Consider the following 24,990-nt stretch of genomic DNA (forward strand, 5'->3'; position numbering starts at 1 on the left):
CCGCCATGGGCGACCCAATCATGCGCCAAACTCCAATAAAGTTGCCAATCAAGCTGTGTGTCTTCTCAGTGAAGGTGGCGCTTGCTGCTGTAGTTGCGGGGATCACTATCACGGGGATCAATATCACGGGGATCATGGGGCAGAGAGCGATCGCCCAGTCTGCTCCTGCCTGTGAGCCGCCTGCGGCAGGAGAATATCTGCTTCTAGTGGTCAGCGAGTCTGGCCAAACACCAGAACAGCTTCGGCGTACCTTACCGCCTAACGCCTCCACAACGGTTTGCCGCTATTTGGACAACACAGTTACTCGCGTCGGTGGCTTTACTGATGCTGAAGTTGCCAACTCGTGGGCGCAGTATCTGAGTGACCTTGGCGGAATGCAAGCATTTGTTGCCCGTCCATCTGAAGCGACTTCAACTCAGGCGCAAGCTCCTAACACACAGCCCGCTCCATCCACTGAGACACTGTCTTACAATCCCCAGCCTCTAGCCGCAGGCTATGCGGTGCTGGTTGACTACTTCAACCGTCCAGAAGCAGCAACTGATGTGCAGCAGGTATTAGGTAGTCAAGTAGGGCTAGTTTCCTATGGGCAGCGTCCTTACCTGTTAGCGTTGCATACCTCCGATGCGGCTGTAGCAAATTCTGTATTGCAGCGATTGAGCGATCGCAACTTCTTAGCATTAGTTGTTGATAGCCGTCGCGTCATTTTGTTGACCCCAGCGGTCGCCTCGGTTGATTAGCGGTAGACAGCACTAGTCACCTCAGTGAGGACAAAAAAGAAGGCAGAGCTTAGCCCTGCCTTCTTTTTTGTCCTAATAGATTTTGAAGCATGAAGGTAGCGCAGCGGAGCCGCGCTCCTTCATGCAGGAGGTTTAATAGAATCAAGCCGGGCCAGCTAACCAGGAAATCGTGATGCCTAACAAGCAGCCGACAATTACCTGAACGGGAGTATGTCCTAGCAGTTCCTTGAGGCGTTCTTCGGCAAATTCAGTGTCGCCCCGAAACAGTTCGTCCACGATCTGGTTGAGGATTCGTGCCTGTTTGCCAGCAGCCTGACGGACTCCGGTTGCATCGTACATGACGATGATGGCAAAGATTAGAGCGATCGCAAATTCGCTGCTCTCCCACCCCATTAATTGTCCTACCCCAGTTGCCAAGGACGACACCAGAGCAGAATGGGCGCTGGGCATTCCGCCAGTTTCAACAAGCGTGCGAAAGTTAACCTTGCCGTGTCGAGCAAACTCAAAGACTAACTTGAGCACCTGAGCGATTAAACAGGCGATGACTGCGATCAGCAGTACGTGATTATCCAAAATTGCACTAATGTCCTGCATGACGGCATCCCTCCCTTAGTGAGTCCTTAATAAGTTCGGGCAGTAATGTAGTCGGCGATCGCCATCAAAGGCCGAGCGCTTTCTCCAAAAGGCTCTAGCTGCGCTTTAGCATGAGCGATTCGCTGTTCTGCCTGACGCTTTGACTCCTCAATGCCCCAAATGCTGGGATAGGTCACTTTTTGAGCCTGCAAATCTTTGCCCACTGATTTGCCCAATTCCTCTTGGGTTGCCGTAATATCCAGCACATCATCCACGATTTGAAAGGCTAGCCCAATGTCTTGAGCATAGCTGGAAAGCCTTTGAACGTTAGCTTCTGACCCACCTGCCAACACTGCCCCGCACACTACAGCGGCTTCGAGCAGCGCTCCTGTTTTGTGGCGATGAATAAAATCAAGCGTTTCCAACGCGACATCGACCTTGCCTTCAGACTCCAGGTCAACCACTTGACCCCCAACCAGTCCGGCTGCACCCACCGCTCGCCCTAGCCGTGAAATGACTTGCAGAACTTGCTCAGCAGGTACTCCCTGAGTTTGCAGCGCAATGAACTCAAATGCATAAGCTAACAAACCGTCTCCCGCTAAGATCGCAACGTCTTCCCCATAGACCTTGTGATTGGTCAGCTTGCCCCGGCGATAGTCATCGTTATCCATCGCAGGCAAATCGTCATGAATCAGAGACATCGTGTGGATCATTTCTAGGGCACAAGCCGTTGGCATTGCCATTGCAGCACTCCCGCCCAGCAGTTCACAGGTTGCCAGACAAAGAATTGGGCGCAGACGCTTGCCCCCTGCCATGAGAGAGTAGCGCATTGCTTCATAAATCTTTTCCGGATAGACGACTGCAATGGACTGGTCCAGGGCGGATTCTACACGAGCTTGTTGGGCGGATAGGTAAGTAGAAAGGTTAAACTCTGACTGAGATAAATTCATGGCGTTAGTCACGGCTAGCCCTTGATTCCTCACACTTCTGATTCAACTTAAAATTTCCGTTTGTGCTACGAAAGTTTTGCACAGTTTGCGCTCAAAATTATCAGAACTTACGCATTCACGAAAAATAGGGGCTTAAACTCCTAGTTAGCGTTTGGACTGCTCGAATCTGGAATTCTGTCTGCGTAAGTTCTGATGGTCGTAGCAGCCACTTAGGAAGATTTTACGATTGCAAGTGTCTGCAAGGATATAGCTAGAGATTAATCTCCGCTTAATCTCAGGGGTGTAACTTGCGGCGGTAGCTCCATACGGTGTTGTATAACAGCATGGCAACCGTCATTGGCCCAACTCCACCGGGAACGGGCGACAGCCACTTGGCTACCTTCTGGACGTTGTCAAAATCTACGTCACCTACCAATCGGGCTTTGCCAGTCTCGTCTACAATCCGATTGGTGCCCACGTCGATCACTGTTGCACTGGGCATAACCATGTCTGCTGTGACGAGATTGGGATGACCGGCGGCTGCAATGAGAATGTCTGCACCACGGGCGATCGCCTCCAGATTTTGGGTACGCGAGTGGGCAACTGTTACTGTTGCATTCGCATTCAGCATCATCAGTGCCAAAGGTTTGCCAACCAGCGTACTGCGTCCAATAATCACGGCGTGTTTGCCTGTCGGGTCGATTTCATACGCTGCCAGCAAACGCATAATCCCGGCTGGGGTACAGCTTCGCAAACCGACTTCAGCGCGTACCAGTCGTCCCAGGTTGAGCGGGTGCAGCCCATCGACATCTTTATCAGAATCAATCTGACTCAGCAGTGCAACAGCATCAAGATGAGTGGGCAAGGGAAGCTGAATCAAAATGCCGTCTACCGTTTCATCTTGATTAAAGTCGTGGATAAGTTTTTCTAGCTCCAGTTGAGTCGTTTCTGCTGGCAGATGTTTGCCTACGGAGGCAATGCCAACTTTTTCACAAGCCCGCTCTTTGCCTCGCACGTAGGATAGGCTAGCAGGGTTATCTCCTACCATTAGCACTGCTAGCGCCGGGGGACGGCCCATCTGGGGCTGCAAGGTTTCGATCTGTTGAGTTAACTCAATGTGTAACTGTGCGGCAAGTGCTTTGCCATCTAATATGCCAGCTCTACCAGTCATGTCTTAGCTCAGTGTCATTGTGAATGGGAACAGTCGTGCAAGTTGATACAACTAGACGCTCAAGGTTTACAGCTTAAATCCTTCACCGTAGTAATTTTACGTTCGTAGATAGAAGCTGCTTAAAAAAACATGCCCTGGGTAGATAGAAGTTTCTCAGAAACCGTGTTTCAAATTGTTAGCTCTCATACCAATTTTCTTTAAGTCCGCATATTTTGGAACGTGTCCCGCATAGGTGGAGCCTGTTTCAAAATATGCGGTTTCATGTAGAAGCGGTATTCAGTTTATTTTTGGGTTTTTAGCAATGCAGGCATAATGTTTCGCAGATGCGGTTGCTGATAAAGAGAATTTCTAAGCAGGTGATACGGTTGGTTAGAGTACGAGTTTGGCAATTTAGCATTCTGTTGGGGTTAATTGGGCTGTCGGGTTGTGCGGGCTGGTCAGAGGCAGTTTGCTTGAATGGACTGCAGCCAGGACAAGTTAGACCGATCGAGCGGATTCAAACTTGCTCTGCAACTAACCAGCTTGTGCGGCTGCAGGGCACCGTGGGCGATCGCGCTCCTTTGCTAAACGGGCAAGTCTACCAGCTTCAAGACAGCACAGGAACAGTCTGGGTTTTGACTTCTGATACAACCCTGGAAACTGGGGATCAAGTTTTAATTCGAGGACGGGTCCGATATCAAAGTATTCCTCTCGCTGGGCGGGAGCAGGGAGAATTTTATGTTGAAGAATTAAGCCAACTCGAACGCAGCGCAGCGGGTTCTCGTAGCTTTGATCCTCACCCTTCAATCCTTACTGCTTTATGATGCAAGCTGAAAAAGATAGCCGTCCGGCTGTAGCGATCGCCATTCTCTATCAAGACCATCAGTTTCTCATGCAGCTTCGCGACAATATTCCAGAGATCATTTACCCTGGTCACTGGGCTTTTTTTGGTGGACACCTGGAGCCAGGAGAGTCACCTGAGGTGGCAATGCGGCGCGAATTGCTAGAAGAAATTGGCTACAGTCCCCCCAGTGTGGAAGAATTCAAGGATTATGCGGATGCTCATGCGATTCGGCATGTCTATCACGCGCCTCTCACGGTACCTGTCGAGACCCTGGAGCTAAATGAAGGGTGGGATTTGGGGTTGTTTACCGTAGAGGATATTGTGAGGGGCGATCGCTACTCAGAACGCGCTGGGCAAGTGCGCCCCTTAGGAAAACCCCATCAGCAAATTCTATTAGATTTCCTCAAACGTTAGCCTTGTTAAATTCTTAAAATTGTGGAACTTGCGTATAGTATCCGGGAAAGCGTTAGAGCCAAACACGTTTCGATCAAGATTTCCCTACGGGGTGAAGTAGAGATCGTTGTCCCAAAAGGATTTGACCAGCGACGTGTTCCTGAAATCCTTCAGCGGCGGCAAGACTGGATCGCTAAAACGACCGAACGAATTGCGACGGAACGGCAGGCTACTCCGGCTGAGCCAACTGGAGCATTGCCCGACCAAATTGAGTGGCGATCGCCCCCCTTGACCTGGACGGTTGCCTATCTTCCGTCTGACGCACCCAACCTATCACTCACGACTCAAAAAGCGTCCCATCAACTCATACTACGTGGGCCAACCCATCATCTAGAAGCCTGTAGGCAAGCCCTGAGACAATGGCTCACCCGCCAGTCCTACTTTCATCTGGCTCCCTGGTTAAAACGAACTAGCAAGGAGATCAGCCTGCCTTACAGCCGCGTTTCTGTGCGGGGACAAAAGACCCGCTGGGCAAGCTGTTCTAGCCAAAAGTCAGTTAGCCTCAACCACAAACTGCTGTTTCTGCCGCCTGATCTGGTGCGGTACGTGTTCATCCATGAACTGTGCCACACGGTTCATCTCAACCATTCCGCCAAATTCTGGGCACTCGTAGAAAAAAAAGAGCCTAACTATAGAGCGCTGGATGCTGAACTAAACAAGGCTTGGCGCTACATTCCCGCCTGGGTCGAGCAATCTTTTGACTAAGGATGAAGAAGACCTACCAGTTCTTTTCGCAAATCTGTTATTATGATGTTTCGTCACCTGGAGAGGTGGCTGAGTGGTCGAAAGCGGCAGATTGCTAATCTGTTGTAGGAACAGTAATGCCCTACCGAGGGTTCGAATCCCTCCCTCTCCGTTTGAAATTGGGTACAGCGGCAACCATACAGGTTAAGCAAAAGGAATGGGGAAGGGCTTAGCCCTTCCCCATTCCTTTTGCTAGCTTGCCTTAGAATATTGCTTCCAGAATTCTAACGATGCCTGTGAGGGGCGAGAGTAAGAAGCCTGCGGTATCGGAGAAAGAGGCTAAGCTAGAACGCTCTACAATTACTGTGTCATTGCTGCGAAGGGGCGGATTTGCTTCCGGGTCAGCCGCCTGAGCTAAGTCAACTTCGATCGTTTCACGGGCAACGGTGCCATTGGGGTTTAGCCGAACCAGCTCAACGTCGCCTTCACTGGCGCGATTGTTGAATCCGCCTGCTGCTAAAATCGCCTGGTTTAGCGGTGTGTTAGGCGGAACGGCGATCGCCCCCGGCTCAGCCACTTCACCAACCACATTCACCGTAATTGTGTCAGGCGAAAAGCTAGCAGAGGAAATTTCTGTGGCTTCAGCAGGGCTGAGAGCAGTTGCCGTGGGAATGACAATAGTGTCACCGTCTCGCACGACTAAATCTTGGCTGATGTCACCCGTTCTCAGCAGTTCCCACAGATCTACCTCTAGTTCCTGGCTGGAACCGCCCAAACGAGGGGCAGGACGACGCACCAGCACTTCACGCACATTGGCATCTTGGGTAATGCCGCCCGCAAGCTTGATCACCTGCGTCACGGTTGGAATGCCTGCAATCTCTTCCTCAGAAACGACGTAGGTGCCAGGACGCTGCACCTGTCCGGCGATCGCAATATTGATTGCCCCCGCTTCCAGCAACGTGATCGTCACAAAGGGACGGCGCACATAGACTGCATAGCGATTTGAAATTTCAGCAGAAGCCTGGTCGATGGTCAATCCACGCACCGGCACAACGCCAATTCGAGGCAGACTCAACGTCCCGTCTGACAAAACCTGATATTCACCGCTGTATTCAGGTACTTCAAAAAGGTCTAGCCGGACGCGATCGCCAGAACCCAGCGTGTAGTCTTGCAATGATTGAGCTGGATCAGCCGGAGCAGGCGCACCTGATTCCTGTGGGACAGCGGCAGGAGGGGTTGGGTTAGGAGCAATCCCGCTGTTTGAAGGGATTTGGGCGATCGCTGAGGGAACCTGGCTCAACACAACTAAACTGCTCAGGGCTATGCCCATAAATTGCGTTGTTCGCTCCAAACTCCTGACCATTCAACCCTCCGAAATGTTACTGAGTCACTTCAGCTAAGCCGACTGCACGAGACGATAACTCAATTCGGCGTGCGGCATTAGCCCAGTCTGTCCAAATTTCACCAATCAGATTCAACTCTTCGCGAGTGATTTTTTCAGCGGCTTTTACAGCCTTTTGAGGTTCGACGCCTGCCTTGATTAATTGTTCCTTGTAGGATTGCTTTAGGGTGTCAATCATAGGTTCGTCATTCAACTCCGTGGATGGATTTGTGTGGGCTCGATGCCATAGCCGTTACCTCTTTAGAGGTAGTAATGAAGCAGACTATAGCAGTGGAAAATGTTAAGAGATGTAATGTATCTAACAGGGAGCACAAGAGCTTAGCTTTTTAAGGGAGAACCTGCATTAAATCTGTCTTTGGGCATAGAGCAACAGATTGTTTTGGGAGGCTCAACAGAACCGCTATTTCTACTAATCGCTTTAGTAGGCGTTACGGCTGTTAAAAAAGACGAAAGCAGTTCTAAAGATGATGCTCAAATCTAGCCCTAAAGACCAATTCTTTAGATATTGCAAGTCGTATTCAACTCGCTGTTTCATCTTATCGAGCGTATCTGTCTCTCCTCGAAAGCCGTTGATCTGTGCCAATCCGGTAATACCAGGTTTGACTTTATGGCGCAGCATGTAGCCATTAATCAACTTGCGATACTGCTCGTTGTGATAAATCGCATGAGGACGCGGTCCAACGATGCTCATTCTCCCTTGCAGGACATTGATGAACTGGGGCAGTTCATCTAGTGAGGTGCGGCGCAAAAATCCTCCAAACTTTGTGATTCTGGGATCATTCTGCTTTGCTTGAACGACGTTTTCGCCATTCTCCATGACCGTCATTGAGCGGAATTTGTAGACGGTAATTTCTTGTCCATTTAAGCCATAGCGCCACTGCTTAAACAACACGGGTCCCGGTGAAGAAAGCTTTACGCCAATCGCAATGGTCAGCATTAAGGGTGACAGAAGGGCGATCGCCAAACTTGCAACAATAATGTCGATCGCCCGCTTCAAAACAGACTGTACTCCTGAAAAAGGAATTGTCCAGGCTGCGATTAAAGGAATGCCATTAATCTCGTGCGTTCTGTCTCGCATCAAACTAAATTTGAGAACATTTGGCACAAAATAAACGCAGGCAGTTGTGTCCTGTAGTTCGCGCATCAAGGTGTTAAGCATTTCCTCATTCTTCATCGACGTGGCGATGTAAACTACGTCAATGTGATGCTTGCGAACGTACTCTGGCAGTTCCTCTAGAGTGCCAATTAGCTTACTGTTCGTAAGTTTTGGCTGAGAGGATATGACCTGGTCAAAGAAGCCATGCAAGTTGATCCCCAGTTTGGGGGAGTTGCGAATTTGTGCCGCTAAATCTAGCCCTGATTCGCTAATGCCCGCGATTACCGCTGTTCGTGTGTTGCAACCCAAGGTTGGAAGCTGATGTAAAAGTGCCTCCAAGTTTAGGTGAAAGACATACAACCCAATTGGAACAGATAATGCCCAGGCTAGCAACAGTTCGCGAGAAAAGTAATTTGAGCTATGGGTTAGATACCCTAACAGAAATAGCAACGCTAAAATGATTCCCCAACCCAGCAAAATCCGGGAAGATTTAGCGATTAGCTCATCTTTTTGATCGGCGCGATAGAGCCCTGTTGCTTTGAAAATGGAAGGTGCTAGCAGAAATGTCAAAGCCGCTAGCAGAATGTAAGGCGTGGTGAATGGTACACCATACAACTGATTCCAAATGGACAGTAAAGCGATCGCTACAATCGGGTCACATACTCGCTGTAAGGGCAGTAATGTAGAGCTATAGTCTCCTAGCAACTTCAAATTATTGGCTTGCATTTAGCAACTCCTACACTACGCAGAATCGTGATAGCTAATCGGTCTTTACCGATGGATTTTTTGCTTGATTCAGGTAGATGTCCTGTGACTAACAGCATCTCATTAAAGATGCTTGCTCTAGATTTGATAGCAGATGAAAAAGATAGGAGGTTGAAAAGTCGCTTACTTGAATTGACGGGTTTGTTTTCCCTTAAGTTCCAAATTCACACCCAGCGCATCAATTCATGCTGTTCTAACTTTTCACATTTATGGGTTTCCTAGTCCTTGCTATTACCTATGAAGTATAACGACTGAAATCGAACTCTATCCTGTGTCCAAACTCACACTTCATGAAAACTTAAAGAATTACTTCATGAAAACTTGACAGTAGGTTCTGGTTTTATGACCATAATTTTCAGAACCTTTTCAAAAGTCACCCCAAAGCATATTAGAAACGGTTAAAACCTATACCAAATCTGGCTTTTTAGAAGGTTTTTAGCTGCTTAACTATTCATCCTTCCAAGAATGCTAGCGATCCGGATCGGATGAGATTAAAGATGACATTGGTAAACTAGAAGAAGGCAAAATTGATTTACCCAATCAAGCTGCTAGGCAAGTGGTCATCACTGAACGAAGTTGTAGGGTGTGTTAGGCGAGTCTACAACGCACCCGTCCTTCAAGGCTACGGAAAGATGCGCTACGCTACTGCTAACGCATCCTACGATAAATCAAGGCCACCTGTTTAGGGTTTCAGCTTTAACCCGTTGATCCTATTTACTCCTAATCTGTTCATGGTTCTATCTTTTAGTGTTATGCCACTTTTGCCCTCAGCCCTTGCTGCGCTCTGGTCTTTGCCGTTAGATAGCCTGATGTCCACTCAAGGCATCATGGTGATGCTGTTGGTTGCCTATGCTGGGGCGATGTGGATGTTTTTAACCAGTGCGCCCAAGGTTCACACGGTGATGGTGTCCGACTTGGAACTGGCAAAGCAATTTTATGAAGGGCTGCTTGACCTGGCGGTTGCTGATGTGCCGCTGCACTACTACTACAACTACGAGCAAACGTTAGGAACGGCTGGAATTGACCCTTTTTACATGTCTGCTGGGGCGATGGGTCAGCCTGCAACGCAGCAGGCAAACAGCCCAGATGGCTTGTGGTATCAGCTCAAGAAAAATACGCAGCTACACATCATTAGCGGAGCCAGCTTAGGACAAAAGGACCGTCAGCGTCACGTTTGCTTTGACCACGATTGTCTGGAGCAGGTGTTGCTGCGGGTGCAGTCACGGGGCGTGAGGTACAAAATTCGGCGAGAAAAGCCGCTTAACTTTTTGGTTAAAGATATAGATGGCCGCGTGATCGAGATGGCAGAAATCTCCAACTAAATTAGACGCCGTTACGCTAATACCGTTTCTACAGAAACAAGCTACAGATGGAAGGGCATCCCGCGAAGCGGGATGCCCTTCCATCTGTAGCTCTAATTTTTGGAAGTAGGATAACTGCCGTTGGGGAGGGTGACGGTGAAAGTGGTGCCCTGGCTAGGTTTGCTTTCGACCTGGATTTGTCCCTGGTGATTTTCTACGATGACTTTGGCGATCGCCAATCCCAGCCCGGAACCCGTCGTTTTTGCAACTTGATACCCAACCGAGGGTTTAGCGTGGGTTCGCGCTGGGTCAACTCGATAGAAGCGATCGAACAAATGGGGTAGCGCTTCCTCAGGAATGCCAACGCCTGTATCTGTGACTTGAATTTGAAGTTGATTTAGTCCGTGGTGCTTTGCGTGCTGAAGCCTAACCTGGACTTCGCCGCCTGATGGGGTGTACTGAACGGCATTGCTGACCAGGTTGGTAAATAGCCGAGTAAACTGATCGCGATCGCCCTGAGTTTTGTATCCTGAAGTTCCTTCGTCAGCAATCTGGAATGAGAGCGCAATCGCTTTTTCACTGGCGATCGCCCCCTGTTCTTCCAAAACTTCTTCGATTAGCTCGTCCAAAGCGATGGGATCAGTGCGTTGAGTCATTCCCCCATCTTGTCGAGCCAGAAACAGCAGGTCATCTACGAGCCGTCCCAGGCGGCGAGTCAACCGTTCAACCACTCGTAACTGACTTTGGAGCAGATGCGGGTCGGGGTCGGGATCGGTCAAGGCAACCTGCACGTTGGTTTGAATCACCGCGATCGGATTCCGTAATTCATGGGATGCATCAGCGGTAAACTGCTTAAGCCGCTGGTAGGAGTCGCGCACGGGAGCGATCGCCAACCCTGATAGCAACCAGCCAATTGCTGCCACTGCCCCCACCATCAGCGCTGTTCCCAGGCTTAAATCGATGATGAGTTGCCGACTTGGTTTTGTGACTTCAAACCAGGGATGGCTGACCCGCAGATAGCCCAACACCTGCCGCCCGATTTGCACTCGCTGAGTCAACTGACGCAACAGATGGTCAGCCGTCAGGTGGATCGTTTCGCCATCGCTAGGATGCAGTGGAATGTCAAGCGGGCTGGAGAGGGTAGACCAGAGTAGTTCTCCAGTTGGGCTAAACCATTCCAGATCAATGTGGTCGTCCTCAACCGTCGCTGCATTGTCGCGAAAGCTGGCTTCGATGTTGATTCGTAAGGGTGCTTCAAGGGTTGTCCCGTCCCAGGGCGATCGCTCAATCACCAGCGATCGCTGTACTACCTCCACGACGTGGTTGAGCGTATCGTCTACCCGTTCTACCAGCGTACTGCGGACATAGAGATAAAATCCGCTGGCAAACAGCAGCAGTAGTACAGCTGTAACTGCGGTATACCAGAGCGCAAGACGACGACGAGTGGCTTGAAACATGTTATGGTTTGTGAATTCTATCTCGCTGCTTTTATACTCCGATATTTCACCTCGCTCTAGCTATTGAGGGAAACAAAGAAGGGTAAAGGTAGCTTTTCAGCTTAAAGATCAAGCTCTTGGTCAGCGGACAGTCTTAGAGAACAGCAAACTGACTGCTCAAATCTACGGATGCTGCTCATTAAAATTGCTCACACGGCCTGTCAATTAAAGGACACAGAGCTTTACATATCTATATAGTTATGCCTGCATCCGGCTTGATCCTGTGCTAGAGTTACATCGAGCATTAAGTTCGGTTGATAAGGCTCGTTTTCATATCTCCGAATCTCAATCTCTACACACTCGATTTGGAGATTTTCCATGTCTATTTACGTTGGCAACCTTTCTTACGAAGTAACTTCTGAGGATGTAAGTGCGGTTTTTGCCGAATACGGAACTGTTAAGCGCGTTCAGCTGCCCACTGACCGTGAAACCGGGCGCATGCGTGGTTTTGGCTTTGTCGAAATGTCTTCTGATGCAGAAGAGGCAGCTGCAATCGAGGCTCTAGATGGTGCTGAGTGGATGGGGCGTGACCTGAAAGTCAACAAAGCTAAGCCTCGTGAAGAAAGAAGCCCCGCAGGTGGCAACCGTAGAAACAACAACCGGGATGGGTTTTCTCGTCGCTACTAAGTTCTAAGTCCTTTCGACTAATGCTATTCGCCTTTTAAGGCGCTAGCTCTAAGCTGTTTGAGCAAGCGGGGTAGGCTTCTTGTTCTACCCCGCTTTAAATTTTTAAGCCTTTGCGAGATCCTATCTGTTTTCCATTGAGATGGACTTTAGGTGAGCCAGGCGACTAACCCATACGCAGAAGGAGACGGCATGACTCAAGTTATTGTTGGTGAAAATGAAGGGATCGAGTCTGCTCTACGTCGATTTAAGCGGCAAGTTTCTAAGGCAGGAATTTTTTCAGATATCAGAAGATTGCGCCATTTTGAAACTCCCATCGAGAAACGCAAGCGCAAGGCGATCGCCAGAAGACGCAAACGCCGGTTTACTCGTTAACCATTTTTGCTTGTGATGAAACTCCAAATCAGGTGCGAAAGGCGTATCTCTTCAGAGGATGCGCCTTTCGCATTTTTTAGTGTTTTGGCTGTATAGCTGTAGCCATATTGGTTAGGACAGAAGGAAGGGCACCCCGCTTCGCGGGGTGCCCTTCCTTCTGTCCTAACTTAAGTGACTGGCGCTGTATTACTGCTTCTGCCCTAACTCAGTCAGGAACCGTAAGGCCTTGGCAACGTAGCTGGCACAAAGGTAAGGCGAGCTTTCATAGAACGATCGCCAGGCACTTCCTTTGTTTTCGTCATAGCGATCGGTCTGTTCCGGGTTTTTGTCCAGCCAGGCCAGGCGAACTGCGTGTCCAATCAGCACATCCAGGACGACATACTCCTCAATTTGCAGGTCGGGGTTGCGGTCGGCGATCGCTGCCAGTTCCATCAGCGCCTCAATATTGACGTGACGATATTCGGGAGCCTCCATCTTGTTGAGCAGATGTTCAATCCGTAGGGCAAAGTTCTTTTCCCCGGGTGTCATTTCAGCCAGAATCAGTTCGCTATCCAGGCGATTCCGCCGATCGAGCTTATCGCCGATAACGAGTCCCTTTGAGTGTTGTAGGACCTGCCACACCTTGGGGTAAAAGTTTCGGGGAACGCGGTTAAGTGCGCCATCACGCTGTCGCTGTCGCCACCAGCTATCGGTGGGTGGCTCCACTTCCTTGGTTTCTGGAGAAACGACCCACTGAATATCGCTTTGCTGCCTGACGTGCAGCGACTCTCGCTGAAACAAGGTTTGGTTTAACCCGGCGTATCCTTCCAGGACTTGACGTAAACGGGTTTTGACCTCAAACGGGCTAAGCTGCATTAGATGCTCGTATGCCTCGTCCTGAGTCATGTTTAGCTCTCGCGCCAGTTCGCTGGTGATCAGCAAAATCAGGTAGCCGACTCGCAGGGTCAGCAGCCCATTGAATAGATGGGGATCAGTTTTGATCAAGATGCCCAGGTAGATCAAGATTTCTTGGGTGATTGAGCGATCGCGCACATCTTTCCCGCAAAACTCCCGAATCTTGTCCATCACCTCGGTGTGCGACATGGGGCGAGCGATCAGCGATGCTTCACTGTAAGCTTTGCCGACCGTAATTTGCTTTTGCCGAACGACGATATCCGTCACGGCATCCGACAACCCAATATCTACTTTGTTGAGCAAGCCCGCTGCCCGCCGAATGATCGCCCAAAGCTGTACCTGTCCAGCTTTGGTGTAAACCTCGTTAAGCAGATCGGCGACTGTGACTGGCTGACCCGGACCCGCAAACCCTGTATCAAACTCTAAGCCTCGCAGTTGCGTCAAACTATCCAGCAGTTCGATTTGTTCGTACAAATTAGTTGCTTGGCGCAGGCTGCTAATCAAAAGCTGAATGTTCGTTTCGCACTCCAGCGTAAATTCCTGAGTGCTGTTCAGCAGCCAGTTTCGGTCTGGATGAAAAATCAAATACTGAGCGAGAGGCAAGGCATCCTGCACGGGTGATTGCATCAATTCAAGGCTGTGGACGTAGTCCACTCGTTCTGTGCCAGCCGTCAGCATAAGCTGTCGCAGGTGCCCTAGTTTGACTGCAACGCCATTACATTCCCCGTCACGCAACTCCTTGATTAGCTCTAGTAGTGGGGCTTCGTCGATTGATTCTTGACCAATCTCAAACATGTCATGGGTCAGCAACAGGGTTACAACCGGACGACCTAACTGATACCAGTGGCGCTTGATGTAAGCCAGTTCCCCTTTAATTTGGGCAACTAGAAAGTGGTAGTCCAGAGTTAGGTAAAACTGCTGCTGATCGAGAAAAGCAGGCAAAAACACGGCTGTCTCGCCCTGGAGGCGAAAAATTCTAGAAGTGGTCAGGCTGCGAAGACGGCGTACTGGGCGACCGCTCAACCCCAACGGGTCGTTGCGCCCTACTTGGGCGTAAATCATAGACAAGTCTTCCGCTTGACGCACCTGAACTGGCTCTACCTGCTTGGGGGTTTGAGTGGCAATGCCATAGGCAGCCAGTTCTTGTTGTAAGGATTCGTCCTCAGCGAGCAGCGCAATTTGCACCAGCGGTTCGCGGTGTTCTTCCAGGCGCAGGTGCCGTCCTAGCGGGTCAATATCGCCGATCGCCAGTAACCCTTCTCGCAAAAACTGCCCCAGCAGATACAGGCTCTGGGCCCAGACCAGCGGCAGGTTTTCGTTAGGCTGGCGAGGTTGGCTATGGGGAATAGCGCGTTCGGCGGCAATGTTGTCGGCGGGCACATAATATAGCTCTGGCAATAGCTGTATCCCGTCCACGTTGACCAGTAATCCTTCTAGTCGTTTTTGGTAATCTTCGGACTGTTGGCGATCGCCCCGAAACAGCGCATCCAGCAGCAGGTACGTAAAAAATAGCGGCCACTCACACTCAATATTTTCAAACTGCTTCAGTTCCCAGGGTTCGTAGTGCAGACGACTGACATCTTCTAGCACAGTCTGGTGTCCGTCTCGCAAAAACCGCTTGCAGCCGTACTTGCCCTGAAGCTTGCTGACGACTTGATTACGAGTCCGCTCTACCAATGCGACATTCTCAACTGCGAAAGCCGGAAACCCAATCACGCTCAACAGCGCTGCATCCACTTCTTTAGAATTGGACTCTCTGGGCAGCAATGACTCCAGCGTGATCCGGGCGCGGGCGATCTCGTCAGGCAAAACGTGGATGACCGATGCCTGACTCCCCTGAACACCAAACAGATTCAGCCCGTTCATCGCTTCCAGTGCGGCTTTTGCCATACCGACCGAGCTAGCGTTGAGTTCAGCCTTGCCATGATTAATTTTGTTGCCCCGCTCCCAAATGCCATAGTCGGGAGTCCGGTAGGCGCGACCGATGTAATAGACTAGGTTTTGAATAAAGTTGACCTCATCCAGGGTGAAAATAATTTTCAGCCCAGAAGCTGTCATTTGCGCCAGCATCAGCAGGTATAGCGAGGTCGCATCCAGTTGCAAATGTCCCCATTCGTCATCGCCAACCACCGTGTCACCCGTTGCCGTGTCGTATTTGGCGTGAAGGGAGTCTAACGTTGCCTGAGTCTGTTTGAATCGCTCTACTTTGTCAGCCTGCCGCATCATGGCAAACAGCAAGCCGCGCATCAGCTTGACAACACTGTGTTCTAGCTCGTAAGTGTGCCCCTGGTCTTCGTCCACTTTGCGGTAGGCTAGCGCCAACCCCCAAACTGCCAGAATGCTGTAGACGTTATCTCGGACCCAGGCATCCGTATAATCCCCGTGAATGTTGACTGCTGTGCTTGCAGGCAGCAGCCCGGATACTGGGTTTTGGCGGGACAAAATAACGGCTTTAACCTCCTGGTAATACCCTTCTAAGCGGGTTTTGAGGGACCCAAAAACGGCTGGCTGAGTGGTTTGAGCAGGCTGGGAGGTTGTAGTTTGCATATTCTGATATTTAGAGGTGGAGCTTAAGCCCTGGTTTAAGGGTTGAGTTTTCGTTCGCGAAGCGCACAAAAACCAGCTCTCTCAATCAGGGTTAAACCACGTCCTACGTGTGATGAAGTGGTCAGTAGGCGAATGCTCGGAGGCAAAGGGCGATCGCCCTCTATTGCTACAAAAACATTCCTCATGATTATGGCTTGTTTAAGCCCTCGTTTAAGCTTCATTCACTACTTAAGACGGACGCGAAAGATAAATGCTACGCCGAGCTTAATTAATTCTTCAGATCTTTATTTAAGGCTGCCCAATTTGCCTGTATCTTTACGGAAAGGTTGATAGGCTGAGAAAGTAAATCTCTGGGCAAAAGATTTGTTGAAGCAATCGGTCAGAGCAGACTGCTGGAGCAACTCTAGCTCAGCTTCAGAAGCTTACTTCTGAGAATTTTAGAACGCAGGTGATCGCCATGTCTCGCCGCTACAACGATAACCAGGCTCCGCTAGTCAAAATTGTCTACTCTAAAGTTGAAGTGAACGGCAAAGTTGAACTCGTTCCGCTAGAGCTATACGCTGACGGCACTCTACAGCGCAGCGCATAGGCAATCCAGGGTTGAGCTTGACGACTGAGAAAGCAACATTCAGTTTCCAAGTTCATTCCCTTAGCATCTTTAGATCTTTACAAAGTGTCTATCTCCCCAGGGCAGTGTAAACCGCCCTGCTTTTTTTCGCGATTTTCTGCCTTAAAATCCCGGGCAATGGTGATAAGCTGCGAATTGGCAATTTGTAGTGGCGATCGCAAGGTGAAAAGGAATGGGTATGCCTGAGTCGTTTCAAATGCCCAAGCAGTTAACGGTGCTGGGGCTACCCGTGCATTTGTTGGACGATTATCCAGGTTGGTTAATTCAGCGGCTAAACCTGCGAAAGGGCGTACATGTGGTGACGCTAAACGCAGAAATGTCGATGATAGCAGAGCAAAATGCTGCTCTGGCAACGGTAATTCGACAGGCTGATTTGGTGATCCCCGATGGGGCTGGAGTGGTGTTTTACCTGGGGCTTCGGGGTAAGCGAGTACGCCGTCTTCCAGGAATTGAGCTGGCAGAGGCTTTGTTGCGGCGATCGCTTCCTACTCCAGCTGATTCATGCTCGCCTTCTCGCCCACTCAAAGTCTTTTTCTATGGCGGCGCGCCCGGTGTGTGTCAGTCTGCTGCTGAAGTTTGGCAACAGCGAGTGCCGGGTTTAGCGCTCGTAGGCACTCAACACGGCTACCTTACGCCCGAAGAACAGTCCCAATTTCGCCAAACGCTCAAGGACTTGCAGCCTGACATCATTTTGGTTGGGTTAGGTGTGCCACGCCAGGAAATGTGGATTGCTGAACACCGCCATCTTTGCCCTGAAGCGGTATGGATTGGCGTTGGTGGCAGTTTTGATATTTGGTCAGGCACCAAAACCCGCGCCCCAAAATGGCTGCGAGAAAATCACCTGGAATGGGTTTATCGGCTGTATCAAGAACCCTGGCGCTGGCGGCGCATGATGGCTTTGCCTAAATTTGCGCTGCGGGCGCTAGTGCATTCTCGTAGCTGAGCCCCTTACTCAACTGGACAAATACCGAGTAGCTAAATTGCTATTTTTAGGGTGAATGGGGCACACCCTAAAAATATGCGGTCTTGGAAAAAATTGGTATATGATAAGAAATACTGTCTTAAACGGGGATAACAGAATTTTTCATGGCTAAAAAGAGCATGATTGAGCGGGAGAAGAAGCGCAAAAAGCTGATCGAAAAATACGCTCAAAAGAGACAAGAACTAAAAGAACAGTTTGACAGCGCGGCTACTCAGCAAGAAAGAGTCGCAATTCATCGTCAAATCCAGCAGCTTCCGCGCAACAGTGCCCCCAACCGCCTTCGCAATCGCTGCTGGCTCACAGGCCGTCCTAGAGGCTATTACCGTGATTTTGGGCTTTCTCGTCACGTGATTCGGGAAATGGCTCACCAGGGTTTGTTACCCGGTGTGGTCAAGTCTAGCTGGTAGTTTCCTTTCAGTAAAACAGCTTGAAGCTGCACAGGACAAGCTAAAGCACAAAGCTTAAACCTAGCAGTGCTGTACCAATTAGAAATAGAACCTAAAATCCCCAGATTCTCAAAGAGTCTGGGGATTTTAGGTTTAAGGTGGAAAAACCAACTGCTTTAAAAACTAATGGCTAGCTTGAATAAAGGCGATCGCCCCTTCCCACTTCACCACTTGATTGAGTAAATATTTTGTAAATAACTCACGCACGGTTCTCACTTCGGACTCACTTAAAGAATTAGAAAGGTGATCTGCATAGCTGGGGCGTGATTCTCCCGGTCGAAACCAGCGTTCCAGTAAGTGAGAGGTAATGCGGATGTCGGTTTGGGTTTGTTCGACCTGGATGTCAACAGTTAGGTTTGCGGTGTGAAAGAGCGCTCGCAACTCATCCACATCCCAATTCACCATTGGATCAGATGGGTTAGTGTAAATACTTTCTTCTGCTTTAATCAGTCGATTCAACAGTTTTTTAGTGAACCGTTCAGGCTCTAGCAAGCGGTAAAGCCGCTGGGTATGGCGGGGAATGGTTTCTGCTAAAGTGAGTGACCCAGCAGGTTGAAGTCGTTCTACCAGTGAGTTGAGAATGAAGGGGCGATCGCTCTCTTGCAAAAGAGCATTACGTCCAAGAATATGGTCAAACCGAATATCGGCATACTTTTCTAGCGCCCGCGGCAGGTCAGCTAATGAAGATTGCAGCACAATCGGACGTGAGAGTTCGGGTAAAATAGATGCCTGTTCTTGCAGTGCTTCAGCATCGTTAATGGTGCGAACGCAAGCATATACGCCGCCTTCGGGCACTCGGCGCAGGGCTTCCCAGGTGAGTAATCCGCTACCTGCGTTCAAGTCTAGGATCAGGTGATGGCGTTGGGGTTGAGCGAGATGAAAGAGGCGATCGCGCACCAATCCTAACTGTTCTCCCACTTGGCTCAAAGTCCGCTGTAGCCAACGATCCTGGGTAGAGTTTGTCGGGCTAAAAGTGAGAACTTCGGGTAACGCTACGCCAATTCCTTCTACCAGTGAGGCAAGCTGTTCTTCTCGTCGTCGGGCTACCTGCTGCTGAATGTCCTCCTCATAGCCCTGGTTAGAGGGCTGGTAAAACACCTGTCCTTGGAGGCTGTTGGGCAAATATTGCTGCGCTACCCAATGTTCTCGATAGGAGTGAGGATAGAGGTACCCAGACCCGTGCCCAAAGCTGTGCTTATCCTGGTTTGCGTCTCGCAGATGCAGCGGCACATCCTCTTCCCGCTCTCGCTCAACCGCAGCAAGGGCATCAAAAAATCCCATGACACTGTTGGATTTGGGTACCGTTGCTAGATACAGTGTCGCCTGCGCTAACGGATAGCGTCCCTCGGGCATTCCCACCCGATCAAACGCTTGGGCACAGGCATTCACGATCGCCACTGCGTCAGGAGCTGCCAGTCCGACATCTTCGCTAGCAAGAATTAGCATCCGCCGAAAGATAAAACGCGGATCTTCTCCGGCGTAAACCATGCGTGCTAACCAATACAGTGCTGCATCTGGGTCAGAACCGCGCAGGCTTTTGATGAAGGCGCTGATCGTATCAAAGTGAGCATCCCCTTCTTTGTCGTAGAGGACTGCTCGCTGCTGAATCGACTCCTCGGCTACCGATAGGCTAATGGGAATCACGCCATTTTCATCGGCAGGCGTGGTTTCAACTGCCAGTTCCAGTGCATTCAGCAGGGCACGGGCATCGCCGTTAGCTACGTTAACCAAGTGATCAATCGCATCGGGGTGAAGCTGAATCGTGAGTTTGCCGTAGCCGCGATCGCCATCCTGTAACGCTTGCATCACAACTTGCCTCAAGTCATTCTCATCCAGCGGCTTAAGCTGAAAGATGCGCGATCGGCTCACCAGTGCCTTGTTTACCTCAAAGTAAGGATTTTCTGTGGTTGCGCCAATCAAAATCACTGTGCCGTTTTCCACCCACGGCAACAGGGCATCCTGCTGCGACTTGTTAAACCGATGCACTTCGTCCACAAACAGAATTGTTTTCTGGGCATACATGCCGCGTTTCTCTTGGGCTGTGGCGATCGCCTCTCGAATCTCCTTCACGCCTGCCAGCACTGCATTGATTGAGATGAAGTGAGCCTGAGTCGTGTTGGCAATAATCCGCGCCAAAGTAGTCTTTCCCGTTCCTGGCGGACCATAAAAGATGAGTGAGGAAAGCTGGTCTGCCTGAATTGCCCGTCGCAGCAGTCGCCCCTGCCCGATGATGTGATCCTGCCCGACAAACTGATCTAGCGTCCGGGGACGCATCCGGGCGGCTAGAGGGGCTTCGGTTTCGATCAGCTGCTGGCGCTGTTGGTCAAACAATTCCATGCCCAAAGGGATGCCGGATTGCAACAAGTACTAGTATCGGGGAAAAGCTGCCCAGAATTCAGGTTCAGCTTGGTAGAACTGACAGATGTGTAATGATTATCGACGCTGCTGTTCTTTTTAACCTAAAAGTATGGTACTACTGTCAGTTTTTGACCAGCTCCGCCAAGTTGCTCAGGCGTTGCAGGAAGGTGTGGCTCAGTTCAAAATCAGCCAGTAGTCCAGTTCTGTTTTGCTAAACTCAGAGTAAATTTTCAGTATCTTTCCTCGCACAGGAGACTTGTCATGCTGACTGTTGCTCAGGCACGACCTAATGAAAGAGCCAAATTTATTCAGCAAACTTATCTGCATCTTGCGGGAGCAGTCGGAGCGTTCATTCTCGTAGAGTTCTTGCTATTTCAGCTTGGAATTGCTGGAGCCATTACCAATCTGGTTGCATCTAGTCGCTTTAGCTGGCTGCTGATTTTGGGTGGGTTTGCGCTGTTGGGCTGGTTTTCGCGCAGTCTGGCAGCCAAAGCTGATTCCATTAGCACGCAGTACACAGGTTTGGGAATCTATGTCGTAGCAGAAGCCCTAATCTTTGCGCCAATTCTCTACCTTGCTGCCTTCTTTGCTGATCCGACTGTTTTGCCAACGGCTGCAATTTTGACACTGTTCCTGTTTGCAGGTTTGACGCTGATTGCCTTTACGACACGCACCGACTTTACTTTTCTGGGCGGCATTCTCAAGATTGGTGGACTGGTGGCGATCGGGCTAATTGTGTGTAGCGTGATTTTTGGCTTTAACTTGGGGCTGTTCTTTTCAGTGGTGATGGTAGTTTTTGCGTCGGCTGCGATTTTGTATGACACGTCTAAAGTAATGCATCACTATGCCACTCATCAATATGTTGCTGCGTCGTTAGAACTGTTTGCGTCTGTTGCGTTGTTGTTCTGGTACATCCTGCAAATTGTGATGTCACTTTCTTCGCGCCGTTAGCCATGCGGGGTAAAAAAAGGGAGGCAGGGTAAAGCCCTGCCTCCCTTTTTTTGTTTTTACTTGGTTCTTAAGCCGAAGTTTCTTCCATGTTGGAGGGACGGCCTTGGGGGGTTCCCCCAACCCCCCAGCAGGGGACGTGCTCGTCCCCCAAACCCCCTCCGCAAGGGATTGGGGTTTCGTGGCAGGACGCGCTTCGCATTAGTGAGTGGCAGGGGACTGCTGAACGTTTAACAGCAAATAGTGCTCAACAGTAGACTTCCTGCGTGAATGGTAGCACGGCTCCGCCGCGCTACCATTCACGCTTCAAACAGTGATTCATGCAGGAGGTCTAGTGTTATGACTTTGCGGGAAGAAAAGGCGATGGGAAGATGAGAATAGTGTGAAAAGTTTTACAACACTAAACTGTTTCACGAAACCTGGACACTCGGCTTTGATTCTTTAAAGGTAGTACGAGTTCCGGCTTTGAAATGATGATAGGACAAATTTTTAAGCGATCGCCCCTCCTCTTCACAGGTCTGGTAGGTCTGATGGCGATCGCCACCGCAAGCTGCACTGCCATTCCAACTGCACGAGAAAATGGTGGTCAAAGCACAGTGGCTACCGTAATGGTGGCGGATTGGCAAGAGGCACAATTGCTGCACACCTTACCCGGACATTCTAATAGCCGTTTGATTGATGTTCGCTCTATGACGATCAGTGCAGATGGTTCATCGCTGATCAGCGTTGGCATGAGTGGCAGCGAACCGAACGAGGAGGGATCGTATGACGGCGAAGTGAGAATATGGAATTTGGAGTCGGGTGAACTTACTTCTACAATACCTGGGCTGTTTGATGAAATGTCTGTTGTGACGGTGGGGGCTGATCGCCAAACCTTGGTGGTGGGCGATCGCTCTTACAACATTCAGCTTTGGAACCTGGAGACGGGAGAAAAGCTTCAGACCCTACCCAACATTGGCTATCTGACTGAACTACTCATTTTGAGTCAGGATGGGAAAACATTAATTACTGCCAATCCAGACGATCAGACGGTGCAGGTGTGGGATGTAGAGAGCCAGCAAGTTAAACAAAGTTTTAACGCGGCTCATGAGGCAATTGTGATTGAGGGAAGCGATCGCTCTGTAGAAGTTCCCGGTAGGCTTTCCAGAATTGCTCTAAGTGATGATGGTAAAACACTCGCTACTACAGGATTAGACAAAATTATCAAGCTCTGGAATCTGGAAACAGGGGAACTCATTCTCGCATTTCCAACTGATCATGAGTATCCGATTCATGCACTCACTTTCAGTCCCGATGGTGAGACGCTGGTAAGCGGCAGTTCTGATAATACCGTTAAACTGTGGAGTCAGGAAGGTGAGCTTTTGCACACCCTCACCGGACATTCGGCAACTGTTCTCTCCCTGCAATACAGCCCCAATGGAGAGGTTTTAGCCACTAGCGATTTGGATAGCACAGTCAAACTGTGGAATCCGACAACCGGTGAGTTGATTCAAACACTGGCAGAAGAACCTGTGCGAGAGGGTGGAACAAGCACTTCTCTCACTTTTAGCCCTAATGGTGAAATCTTGGCAGGTGTAAACTACGACGGCACGATTAAAGTGTGGCAAGTATCTCATTAACAGAGAGTCTCAAGGTCAAGCATTCAAATTAATCATCGAGCTTGCCTGCTGCACAATTTGCTTTTCACCTTTGAACGCCAGAAGTTCTAACGCCTGCTCAAGGCTGACCCATCGTGCTTCATGGACTTCGTGATCGTGGTTCTGGACATCACCACTTTCGTAAGCCAGCAGGAAGAAATGAACGAACTTATGAAAGCGCACTCGCTGCCCCTCCAGATCGCCAATGTACCAGTATTCAGTGACGTCAATGGGCTGAATCAGCTTGGTTTGAATTCCCGCTTCCTCTCGCACTTCTCGCAAAGCCGTTATTTCTGGAGTTTCGCCTAAATCTACAATTCCTTTGGGCAGCTGCCACCGCAATTTAGTTCCCACAGAGACAATCACAATTTCAGCCGTCGCTGCTCCAGGACGAAATGCCACCCCGCCTGCTGAGACTTGCTGAACGGTCAAAAGTTTGCTTCTTTCCGGTTTGAACTGCTCCATCGAATTAAAATTCACCACTGCTTTAAAGTACTTAAGGAAGAGACAAACAACTTCTGCCGGATGAGGGCTACCAATTTGGGTATTCGAGAGAGTAACATAAAAATTAGCAATGCCTCTTTAGGCATTGATGCCGAGTTAATCAGTTTTATGGACCGAAGTCCATCACTTAGTACTATTGTTCATCTCCCCTAACCTGGTGAGCTAAGTCTCCCTGCGCGGGGGAGGCTTAGGAGGTTGTGTCATGCTCACTCAGGACGCTCGCGATACGCTGCTGGATATTCAAGATTTTAATCGGCTCAAGCTAGAGCTAAATTATTTACCCGCTGTTGATGTGGGCGACTACATTACAGAACTTCCCCCAGAGCGACAAGCGATCGCCTTTCGCCTGCTCAACAAAATCCAGGCAACTGAGGTATTTGAATACCTGCCGCCAGAGGTGCAGGAATCGCTGATTAGCTCTCTTCAAGACGCGCAGGTGCATCAAATCATCGAAGCAATGCGCCCTGACGACCGGGCAGAATTGTTTGACGAACTGCCCGCTAGAATCGTGCGGCGGCTGTTGGCTCAAATGAGTTCTGGAGAACGCCAGGCAACCGCCACGATTCTCGGTTACCCAGAAGGCACCGCCGGGCGGGCAATGACGACGGAATATGTGCGGTTGCGACAGGGTTTGACTGTAGGCGAGGCACTGAGCAAAATTCGCCAGTCAGACCAGGATAAGGAAACGGTCTACTACGCCTACGTGACGGATGATGAGCGGCGGCTGGTGCGAGTGATATCGCTGCGCCAGCTTTTGTTCTCCATTCCCGATGCGTTGATCCGAGATGTGGCAAGCGATCGCGTCATTAAAGCCTACACCACTATGCCTCAAGAGGAAGTGGCGCAACTGATGAAGCGCTATGACTTGCTAGCGCTACCTGTGGTTGACCGAGAAGATCGTCTGGTGGGCATTATCACTATCGACGATGTTATCGACATTCTCGAAGAAGAAGCCACCGAAGATATCCAAAAACTCGCAGGTGTGAGTGGTGACGAAGCTGCCCTCTCCCCTCCCGCAGTCACCATTCGCAAACGTCTGCCATGGCTCTTGGGCAACATTGGGCTATACATTGGCGCGGCTAGTGCGATCGCCCCTTTTCAGCAGGTGATCTCCGTTGTGCCTGTGCTAGCGGTGATCATGCCCATCCTCTCTAACACAAGCGGCAACGTTGCGATTCAAGCGCTTTCCGTCACCGTGCGCGGACTAGGAATTGGCGAAGTCACTCCCAAAGACACCGTCCGTATTCTTCGTAAAGAACTATTGGCAGGACTGGGAACTGCTTTAGCATTAGGTTTCACTTTAGCAGTTCTATCTTTGATCTGGTCTGCTCCCCAAGAACGCTGGGTTGGTGCAGTCGCAGGCTCTGTCATGGTGATTAATGTATTTGTCGCTGCGACTGCCGGAACGCTCCTTCCAATGGGACTCAAGCGGTTAAACCTTGACCCCGCTTTGATTAGTGGCCCGTTACTCACTACTACTCTGGATGCGATCGGTTTTTTGACCTTCTTGGGGTTGGTTTCAGTCACGCTGGACCTTTTAGGGTGAGAGCGATCGCACCAAAGAATTATCATCTCATCCTATTACTCAATCACTTTTGCAAGAGATTCAAGCTCAGA

At 50.0% G+C, this 24,990-nt stretch carries 23 protein-coding genes and 1 tRNA gene; 14 read left to right on the top strand and 10 right to left on the bottom strand.

Translation table 11 applies throughout. From position 1 onward, the window contains the following. Positions 1 to 5: 5 nt before the first annotated feature. A complete protein-coding gene (locus tag H6F93_RS24075) occupies positions 6 to 737 on the top strand; it encodes a hypothetical protein (protein WP_199313974.1) in 732 nt (243 codons plus the stop codon). Between the two features lie 141 nt (positions 738 to 878). On the opposite strand, the gene H6F93_RS24080 is transcribed toward H6F93_RS24075, so the two are convergent. From H6F93_RS24080 to folD, 3 genes are all read right to left on the bottom strand, one after another. Continuing rightward, on the bottom strand, positions 879 to 1,331 hold the full coding sequence (locus tag H6F93_RS24080; RefSeq protein ID WP_190686416.1) for a divergent PAP2 family protein: 453 nt from the start codon (positions 1,329 to 1,331) through the stop codon (positions 879 to 881). Between the two features lie 26 nt (positions 1,332 to 1,357). Then, positions 1,358 to 2,272 carry a geranylgeranyl diphosphate synthase CrtE gene (crtE, locus tag H6F93_RS24085; protein WP_524538005.1) on the bottom strand — a complete coding sequence of 305 codons (915 nt, stop codon included), beginning with the start codon at positions 2,270 to 2,272 and terminating at the stop codon, positions 1,358 to 1,360. Between the two features lie 262 nt (positions 2,273 to 2,534). Further along, positions 2,535 to 3,410 (bottom strand): bifunctional methylenetetrahydrofolate dehydrogenase/methenyltetrahydrofolate cyclohydrolase FolD, encoded by an 876-nt coding sequence (gene folD / locus H6F93_RS24090; protein ID WP_190686419.1) that lies wholly within the window; start codon positions 3,408 to 3,410, stop codon positions 2,535 to 2,537. Positions 3,411 to 3,766: 356 nt separating this feature from the next. Between folD and H6F93_RS24095 the strand changes: the two genes are divergently transcribed. From H6F93_RS24095 to H6F93_RS24110, 4 genes are all read left to right on the top strand, one after another. Further along, positions 3,767 to 4,213 carry a hypothetical protein gene (locus H6F93_RS24095; RefSeq protein WP_190642905.1) on the top strand — a complete coding sequence of 149 codons (447 nt, stop codon included), beginning with the start codon at positions 3,767 to 3,769 and terminating at the stop codon, positions 4,211 to 4,213. After that, on the top strand, positions 4,210 to 4,647 hold the full coding sequence (locus tag H6F93_RS24100) for an NUDIX hydrolase (protein WP_190642904.1): 438 nt from the start codon (positions 4,210 to 4,212) through the stop codon (positions 4,645 to 4,647). Before H6F93_RS24095 ends, H6F93_RS24100 begins: the two co-directional genes overlap by 4 nt. 21 nt (positions 4,648 to 4,668) lie before the next feature. Then, positions 4,669 to 5,391: a M48 family metallopeptidase gene (locus H6F93_RS24105; protein ID WP_347277353.1), complete on the top strand. Its 723-nt coding sequence runs from the start codon at positions 4,669 to 4,671 to the stop codon at positions 5,389 to 5,391. 59 nt (positions 5,392 to 5,450) lie between these two features. Next, positions 5,451 to 5,542, top strand: a tRNA-Ser gene (locus H6F93_RS24110). Positions 5,543 to 5,632: 90 nt separating this feature from the next. On the opposite strand, the gene H6F93_RS24115 is transcribed toward H6F93_RS24110, so the two are convergent. The 3 genes from H6F93_RS24115 to H6F93_RS24125 all read right to left on the bottom strand — a co-directional run bounded on the left by H6F93_RS24115 (position 5,633) and on the right by H6F93_RS24125 (position 8,594). Next, positions 5,633 to 6,733, bottom strand: coding sequence for a polysaccharide biosynthesis/export family protein (locus tag H6F93_RS24115; protein ID WP_242043598.1), 1,101 nt, complete (start codon positions 6,731 to 6,733; stop codon positions 5,633 to 5,635). Between the two features lie 16 nt (positions 6,734 to 6,749). Then, positions 6,750 to 6,950: a hypothetical protein gene (locus H6F93_RS24120; protein ID WP_190642902.1), complete on the bottom strand. Its 201-nt coding sequence runs from the start codon at positions 6,948 to 6,950 to the stop codon at positions 6,750 to 6,752. A 240-nt stretch (positions 6,951 to 7,190) separates the two neighbouring features. Continuing rightward, positions 7,191 to 8,594, bottom strand: coding sequence for an undecaprenyl-phosphate glucose phosphotransferase (locus tag H6F93_RS24125; RefSeq protein ID WP_190642901.1), 1,404 nt, complete (start codon positions 8,592 to 8,594; stop codon positions 7,191 to 7,193). A 770-nt stretch (positions 8,595 to 9,364) separates the two neighbouring features. On the opposite strand from H6F93_RS24125, the gene H6F93_RS24130 reads away from it, so the two are divergent. Further along, entirely contained in the window at positions 9,365 to 9,955 is a 591-nt protein-coding gene (locus tag H6F93_RS24130) for a VOC family protein (protein WP_190686430.1), read from the top strand. 92 nt (positions 9,956 to 10,047) lie between these two features. On the opposite strand, the gene H6F93_RS24135 is transcribed toward H6F93_RS24130, so the two are convergent. Further along, on the bottom strand, positions 10,048 to 11,391 hold the full coding sequence (locus H6F93_RS24135; protein ID WP_190686433.1) for a sensor histidine kinase: 1,344 nt from the start codon (positions 11,389 to 11,391) through the stop codon (positions 10,048 to 10,050). Between the two features lie 357 nt (positions 11,392 to 11,748). Here H6F93_RS24135 and rbp point away from each other — a divergent pair, with 357 nt between their 5' ends. Both rbp and rpsU read left to right on the top strand, forming a co-directional pair. Further along, positions 11,749 to 12,057, top strand: a complete 309-nt coding sequence (gene rbp / locus H6F93_RS24140; RefSeq protein ID WP_190642898.1) for an RNA-binding regulator — start codon at positions 11,749 to 11,751, stop codon at positions 12,055 to 12,057. Between the two features lie 189 nt (positions 12,058 to 12,246). Further along, positions 12,247 to 12,429, top strand: a complete 183-nt coding sequence (rpsU, locus tag H6F93_RS24145) for a 30S ribosomal protein S21 (protein ID WP_190642980.1) — start codon at positions 12,247 to 12,249, stop codon at positions 12,427 to 12,429. Between the two features lie 186 nt (positions 12,430 to 12,615). On the opposite strand, the gene H6F93_RS24150 is transcribed toward rpsU, so the two are convergent. Next, positions 12,616 to 15,870 carry a glycoside hydrolase family 15 protein gene (locus H6F93_RS24150; protein WP_190686436.1) on the bottom strand — a complete coding sequence of 1,085 codons (3,255 nt, stop codon included), beginning with the start codon at positions 15,868 to 15,870 and terminating at the stop codon, positions 12,616 to 12,618. Positions 15,871 to 16,327: 457 nt separating this feature from the next. Here H6F93_RS24150 and H6F93_RS34790 point away from each other — a divergent pair, with 457 nt between their 5' ends. The 3 genes from H6F93_RS34790 to rpsN all read left to right on the top strand — a co-directional run bounded on the left by H6F93_RS34790 (position 16,328) and on the right by rpsN (position 17,887). Then, a complete protein-coding gene (locus H6F93_RS34790; protein ID WP_277882027.1) occupies positions 16,328 to 16,459 on the top strand; it encodes a hypothetical protein in 132 nt (43 codons plus the stop codon). A 217-nt stretch (positions 16,460 to 16,676) separates the two neighbouring features. Beyond that, entirely contained in the window at positions 16,677 to 17,441 is a 765-nt protein-coding gene (locus H6F93_RS24155; RefSeq protein WP_190686439.1) for a WecB/TagA/CpsF family glycosyltransferase, read from the top strand. Positions 17,442 to 17,584: 143 nt separating this feature from the next. Beyond that, on the top strand, positions 17,585 to 17,887 hold the full coding sequence (rpsN, locus tag H6F93_RS24160) for a 30S ribosomal protein S14 (protein WP_190642894.1): 303 nt from the start codon (positions 17,585 to 17,587) through the stop codon (positions 17,885 to 17,887). A 162-nt stretch (positions 17,888 to 18,049) separates the two neighbouring features. On the opposite strand, the gene H6F93_RS24165 is transcribed toward rpsN, so the two are convergent. Continuing rightward, a complete protein-coding gene (locus tag H6F93_RS24165) occupies positions 18,050 to 20,263 on the bottom strand; it encodes an AAA family ATPase (protein ID WP_190686443.1) in 2,214 nt (737 codons plus the stop codon). 282 nt (positions 20,264 to 20,545) lie between these two features. Here H6F93_RS24165 and H6F93_RS24170 point away from each other — a divergent pair, with 282 nt between their 5' ends. Both H6F93_RS24170 and H6F93_RS24175 read left to right on the top strand, forming a co-directional pair. Next, positions 20,546 to 21,235 carry a Bax inhibitor-1/YccA family protein gene (locus tag H6F93_RS24170; protein WP_190686446.1) on the top strand — a complete coding sequence of 230 codons (690 nt, stop codon included), beginning with the start codon at positions 20,546 to 20,548 and terminating at the stop codon, positions 21,233 to 21,235. Positions 21,236 to 21,702: 467 nt separating this feature from the next. Then, a complete protein-coding gene (locus tag H6F93_RS24175; protein WP_190686449.1) occupies positions 21,703 to 22,851 on the top strand; it encodes a WD40 repeat domain-containing protein in 1,149 nt (382 codons plus the stop codon). Between the two features lie 15 nt (positions 22,852 to 22,866). Here H6F93_RS24175 and H6F93_RS24180 read toward each other — a convergent pair whose 3' ends face one another. Continuing rightward, a complete protein-coding gene (locus tag H6F93_RS24180) occupies positions 22,867 to 23,352 on the bottom strand; it encodes an NUDIX domain-containing protein (protein ID WP_199313976.1) in 486 nt (161 codons plus the stop codon). A gap of 223 nt (positions 23,353 to 23,575) precedes the next feature. Between H6F93_RS24180 and mgtE the strand changes: the two genes are divergently transcribed. Continuing rightward, on the top strand, positions 23,576 to 24,919 hold the full coding sequence (gene mgtE, locus H6F93_RS24185; protein WP_190686453.1) for a magnesium transporter: 1,344 nt from the start codon (positions 23,576 to 23,578) through the stop codon (positions 24,917 to 24,919). The last annotated feature ends 71 nt before the right edge of the window (positions 24,920 to 24,990 follow it).

It is taken from the genome of Leptolyngbya sp. FACHB-671 (genome assembly GCF_014695745.1).
Lineage (GTDB): Bacteria > Cyanobacteriota > Cyanobacteriia > Elainellales > Elainellaceae > JAAUTN01.

Excerpts from the sequence above, each read along its gene's own strand:
- H6F93_RS24075 (WP_199313974.1), top strand. The coding sequence starts at position 6 with ATGGGCGACCCAATCATGCGCCAAACTCCAATAAAGTTGCCAATCAAG.
- H6F93_RS24120 (WP_190642902.1), bottom strand. The coding sequence starts at position 6,950 with ATGATTGACACCCTAAAGCAATCCTACAAGGAACAATTAATCAAGGCA.
- rpsN (WP_190642894.1), top strand. The coding sequence starts at position 17,585 with ATGGCTAAAAAGAGCATGATTGAGCGGGAGAAGAAGCGCAAAAAGCTG.
- H6F93_RS24155 (WP_190686439.1), top strand. The coding sequence starts at position 16,677 with ATGCCTGAGTCGTTTCAAATGCCCAAGCAGTTAACGGTGCTGGGGCTA.
- H6F93_RS24165 (WP_190686443.1), bottom strand. The coding sequence starts at position 20,263 with ATGGAATTGTTTGACCAACAGCGCCAGCAGCTGATCGAAACCGAAGCC.
- rpsU (WP_190642980.1), top strand. The coding sequence starts at position 12,247 with ATGACTCAAGTTATTGTTGGTGAAAATGAAGGGATCGAGTCTGCTCTA.
- folD (WP_190686419.1), bottom strand. The coding sequence starts at position 3,410 with ATGACTGGTAGAGCTGGCATATTAGATGGCAAAGCACTTGCCGCACAG.
- H6F93_RS34790 (WP_277882027.1), top strand. The coding sequence starts at position 16,328 with ATGTCTCGCCGCTACAACGATAACCAGGCTCCGCTAGTCAAAATTGTC.
- H6F93_RS24115 (WP_242043598.1), bottom strand. The coding sequence starts at position 6,733 with ATGGTCAGGAGTTTGGAGCGAACAACGCAATTTATGGGCATAGCCCTG.
- H6F93_RS24135 (WP_190686433.1), bottom strand. The coding sequence starts at position 11,391 with ATGTTTCAAGCCACTCGTCGTCGTCTTGCGCTCTGGTATACCGCAGTT.
- H6F93_RS24130 (WP_190686430.1), top strand. The coding sequence starts at position 9,365 with ATGGTTCTATCTTTTAGTGTTATGCCACTTTTGCCCTCAGCCCTTGCT.
- H6F93_RS24170 (WP_190686446.1), top strand. The coding sequence starts at position 20,546 with ATGCTGACTGTTGCTCAGGCACGACCTAATGAAAGAGCCAAATTTATT.
- H6F93_RS24080 (WP_190686416.1), bottom strand. The coding sequence starts at position 1,331 with ATGCAGGACATTAGTGCAATTTTGGATAATCACGTACTGCTGATCGCA.
- mgtE (WP_190686453.1), top strand. The coding sequence starts at position 23,576 with ATGCTCACTCAGGACGCTCGCGATACGCTGCTGGATATTCAAGATTTT.
- H6F93_RS24125 (WP_190642901.1), bottom strand. The coding sequence starts at position 8,594 with ATGCAAGCCAATAATTTGAAGTTGCTAGGAGACTATAGCTCTACATTA.
- H6F93_RS24150 (WP_190686436.1), bottom strand. The coding sequence starts at position 15,870 with ATGCAAACTACAACCTCCCAGCCTGCTCAAACCACTCAGCCAGCCGTT.
- H6F93_RS24175 (WP_190686449.1), top strand. The coding sequence starts at position 21,703 with ATGATGATAGGACAAATTTTTAAGCGATCGCCCCTCCTCTTCACAGGT.
- rbp (WP_190642898.1), top strand. The coding sequence starts at position 11,749 with ATGTCTATTTACGTTGGCAACCTTTCTTACGAAGTAACTTCTGAGGAT.
- H6F93_RS24100 (WP_190642904.1), top strand. The coding sequence starts at position 4,210 with ATGATGCAAGCTGAAAAAGATAGCCGTCCGGCTGTAGCGATCGCCATT.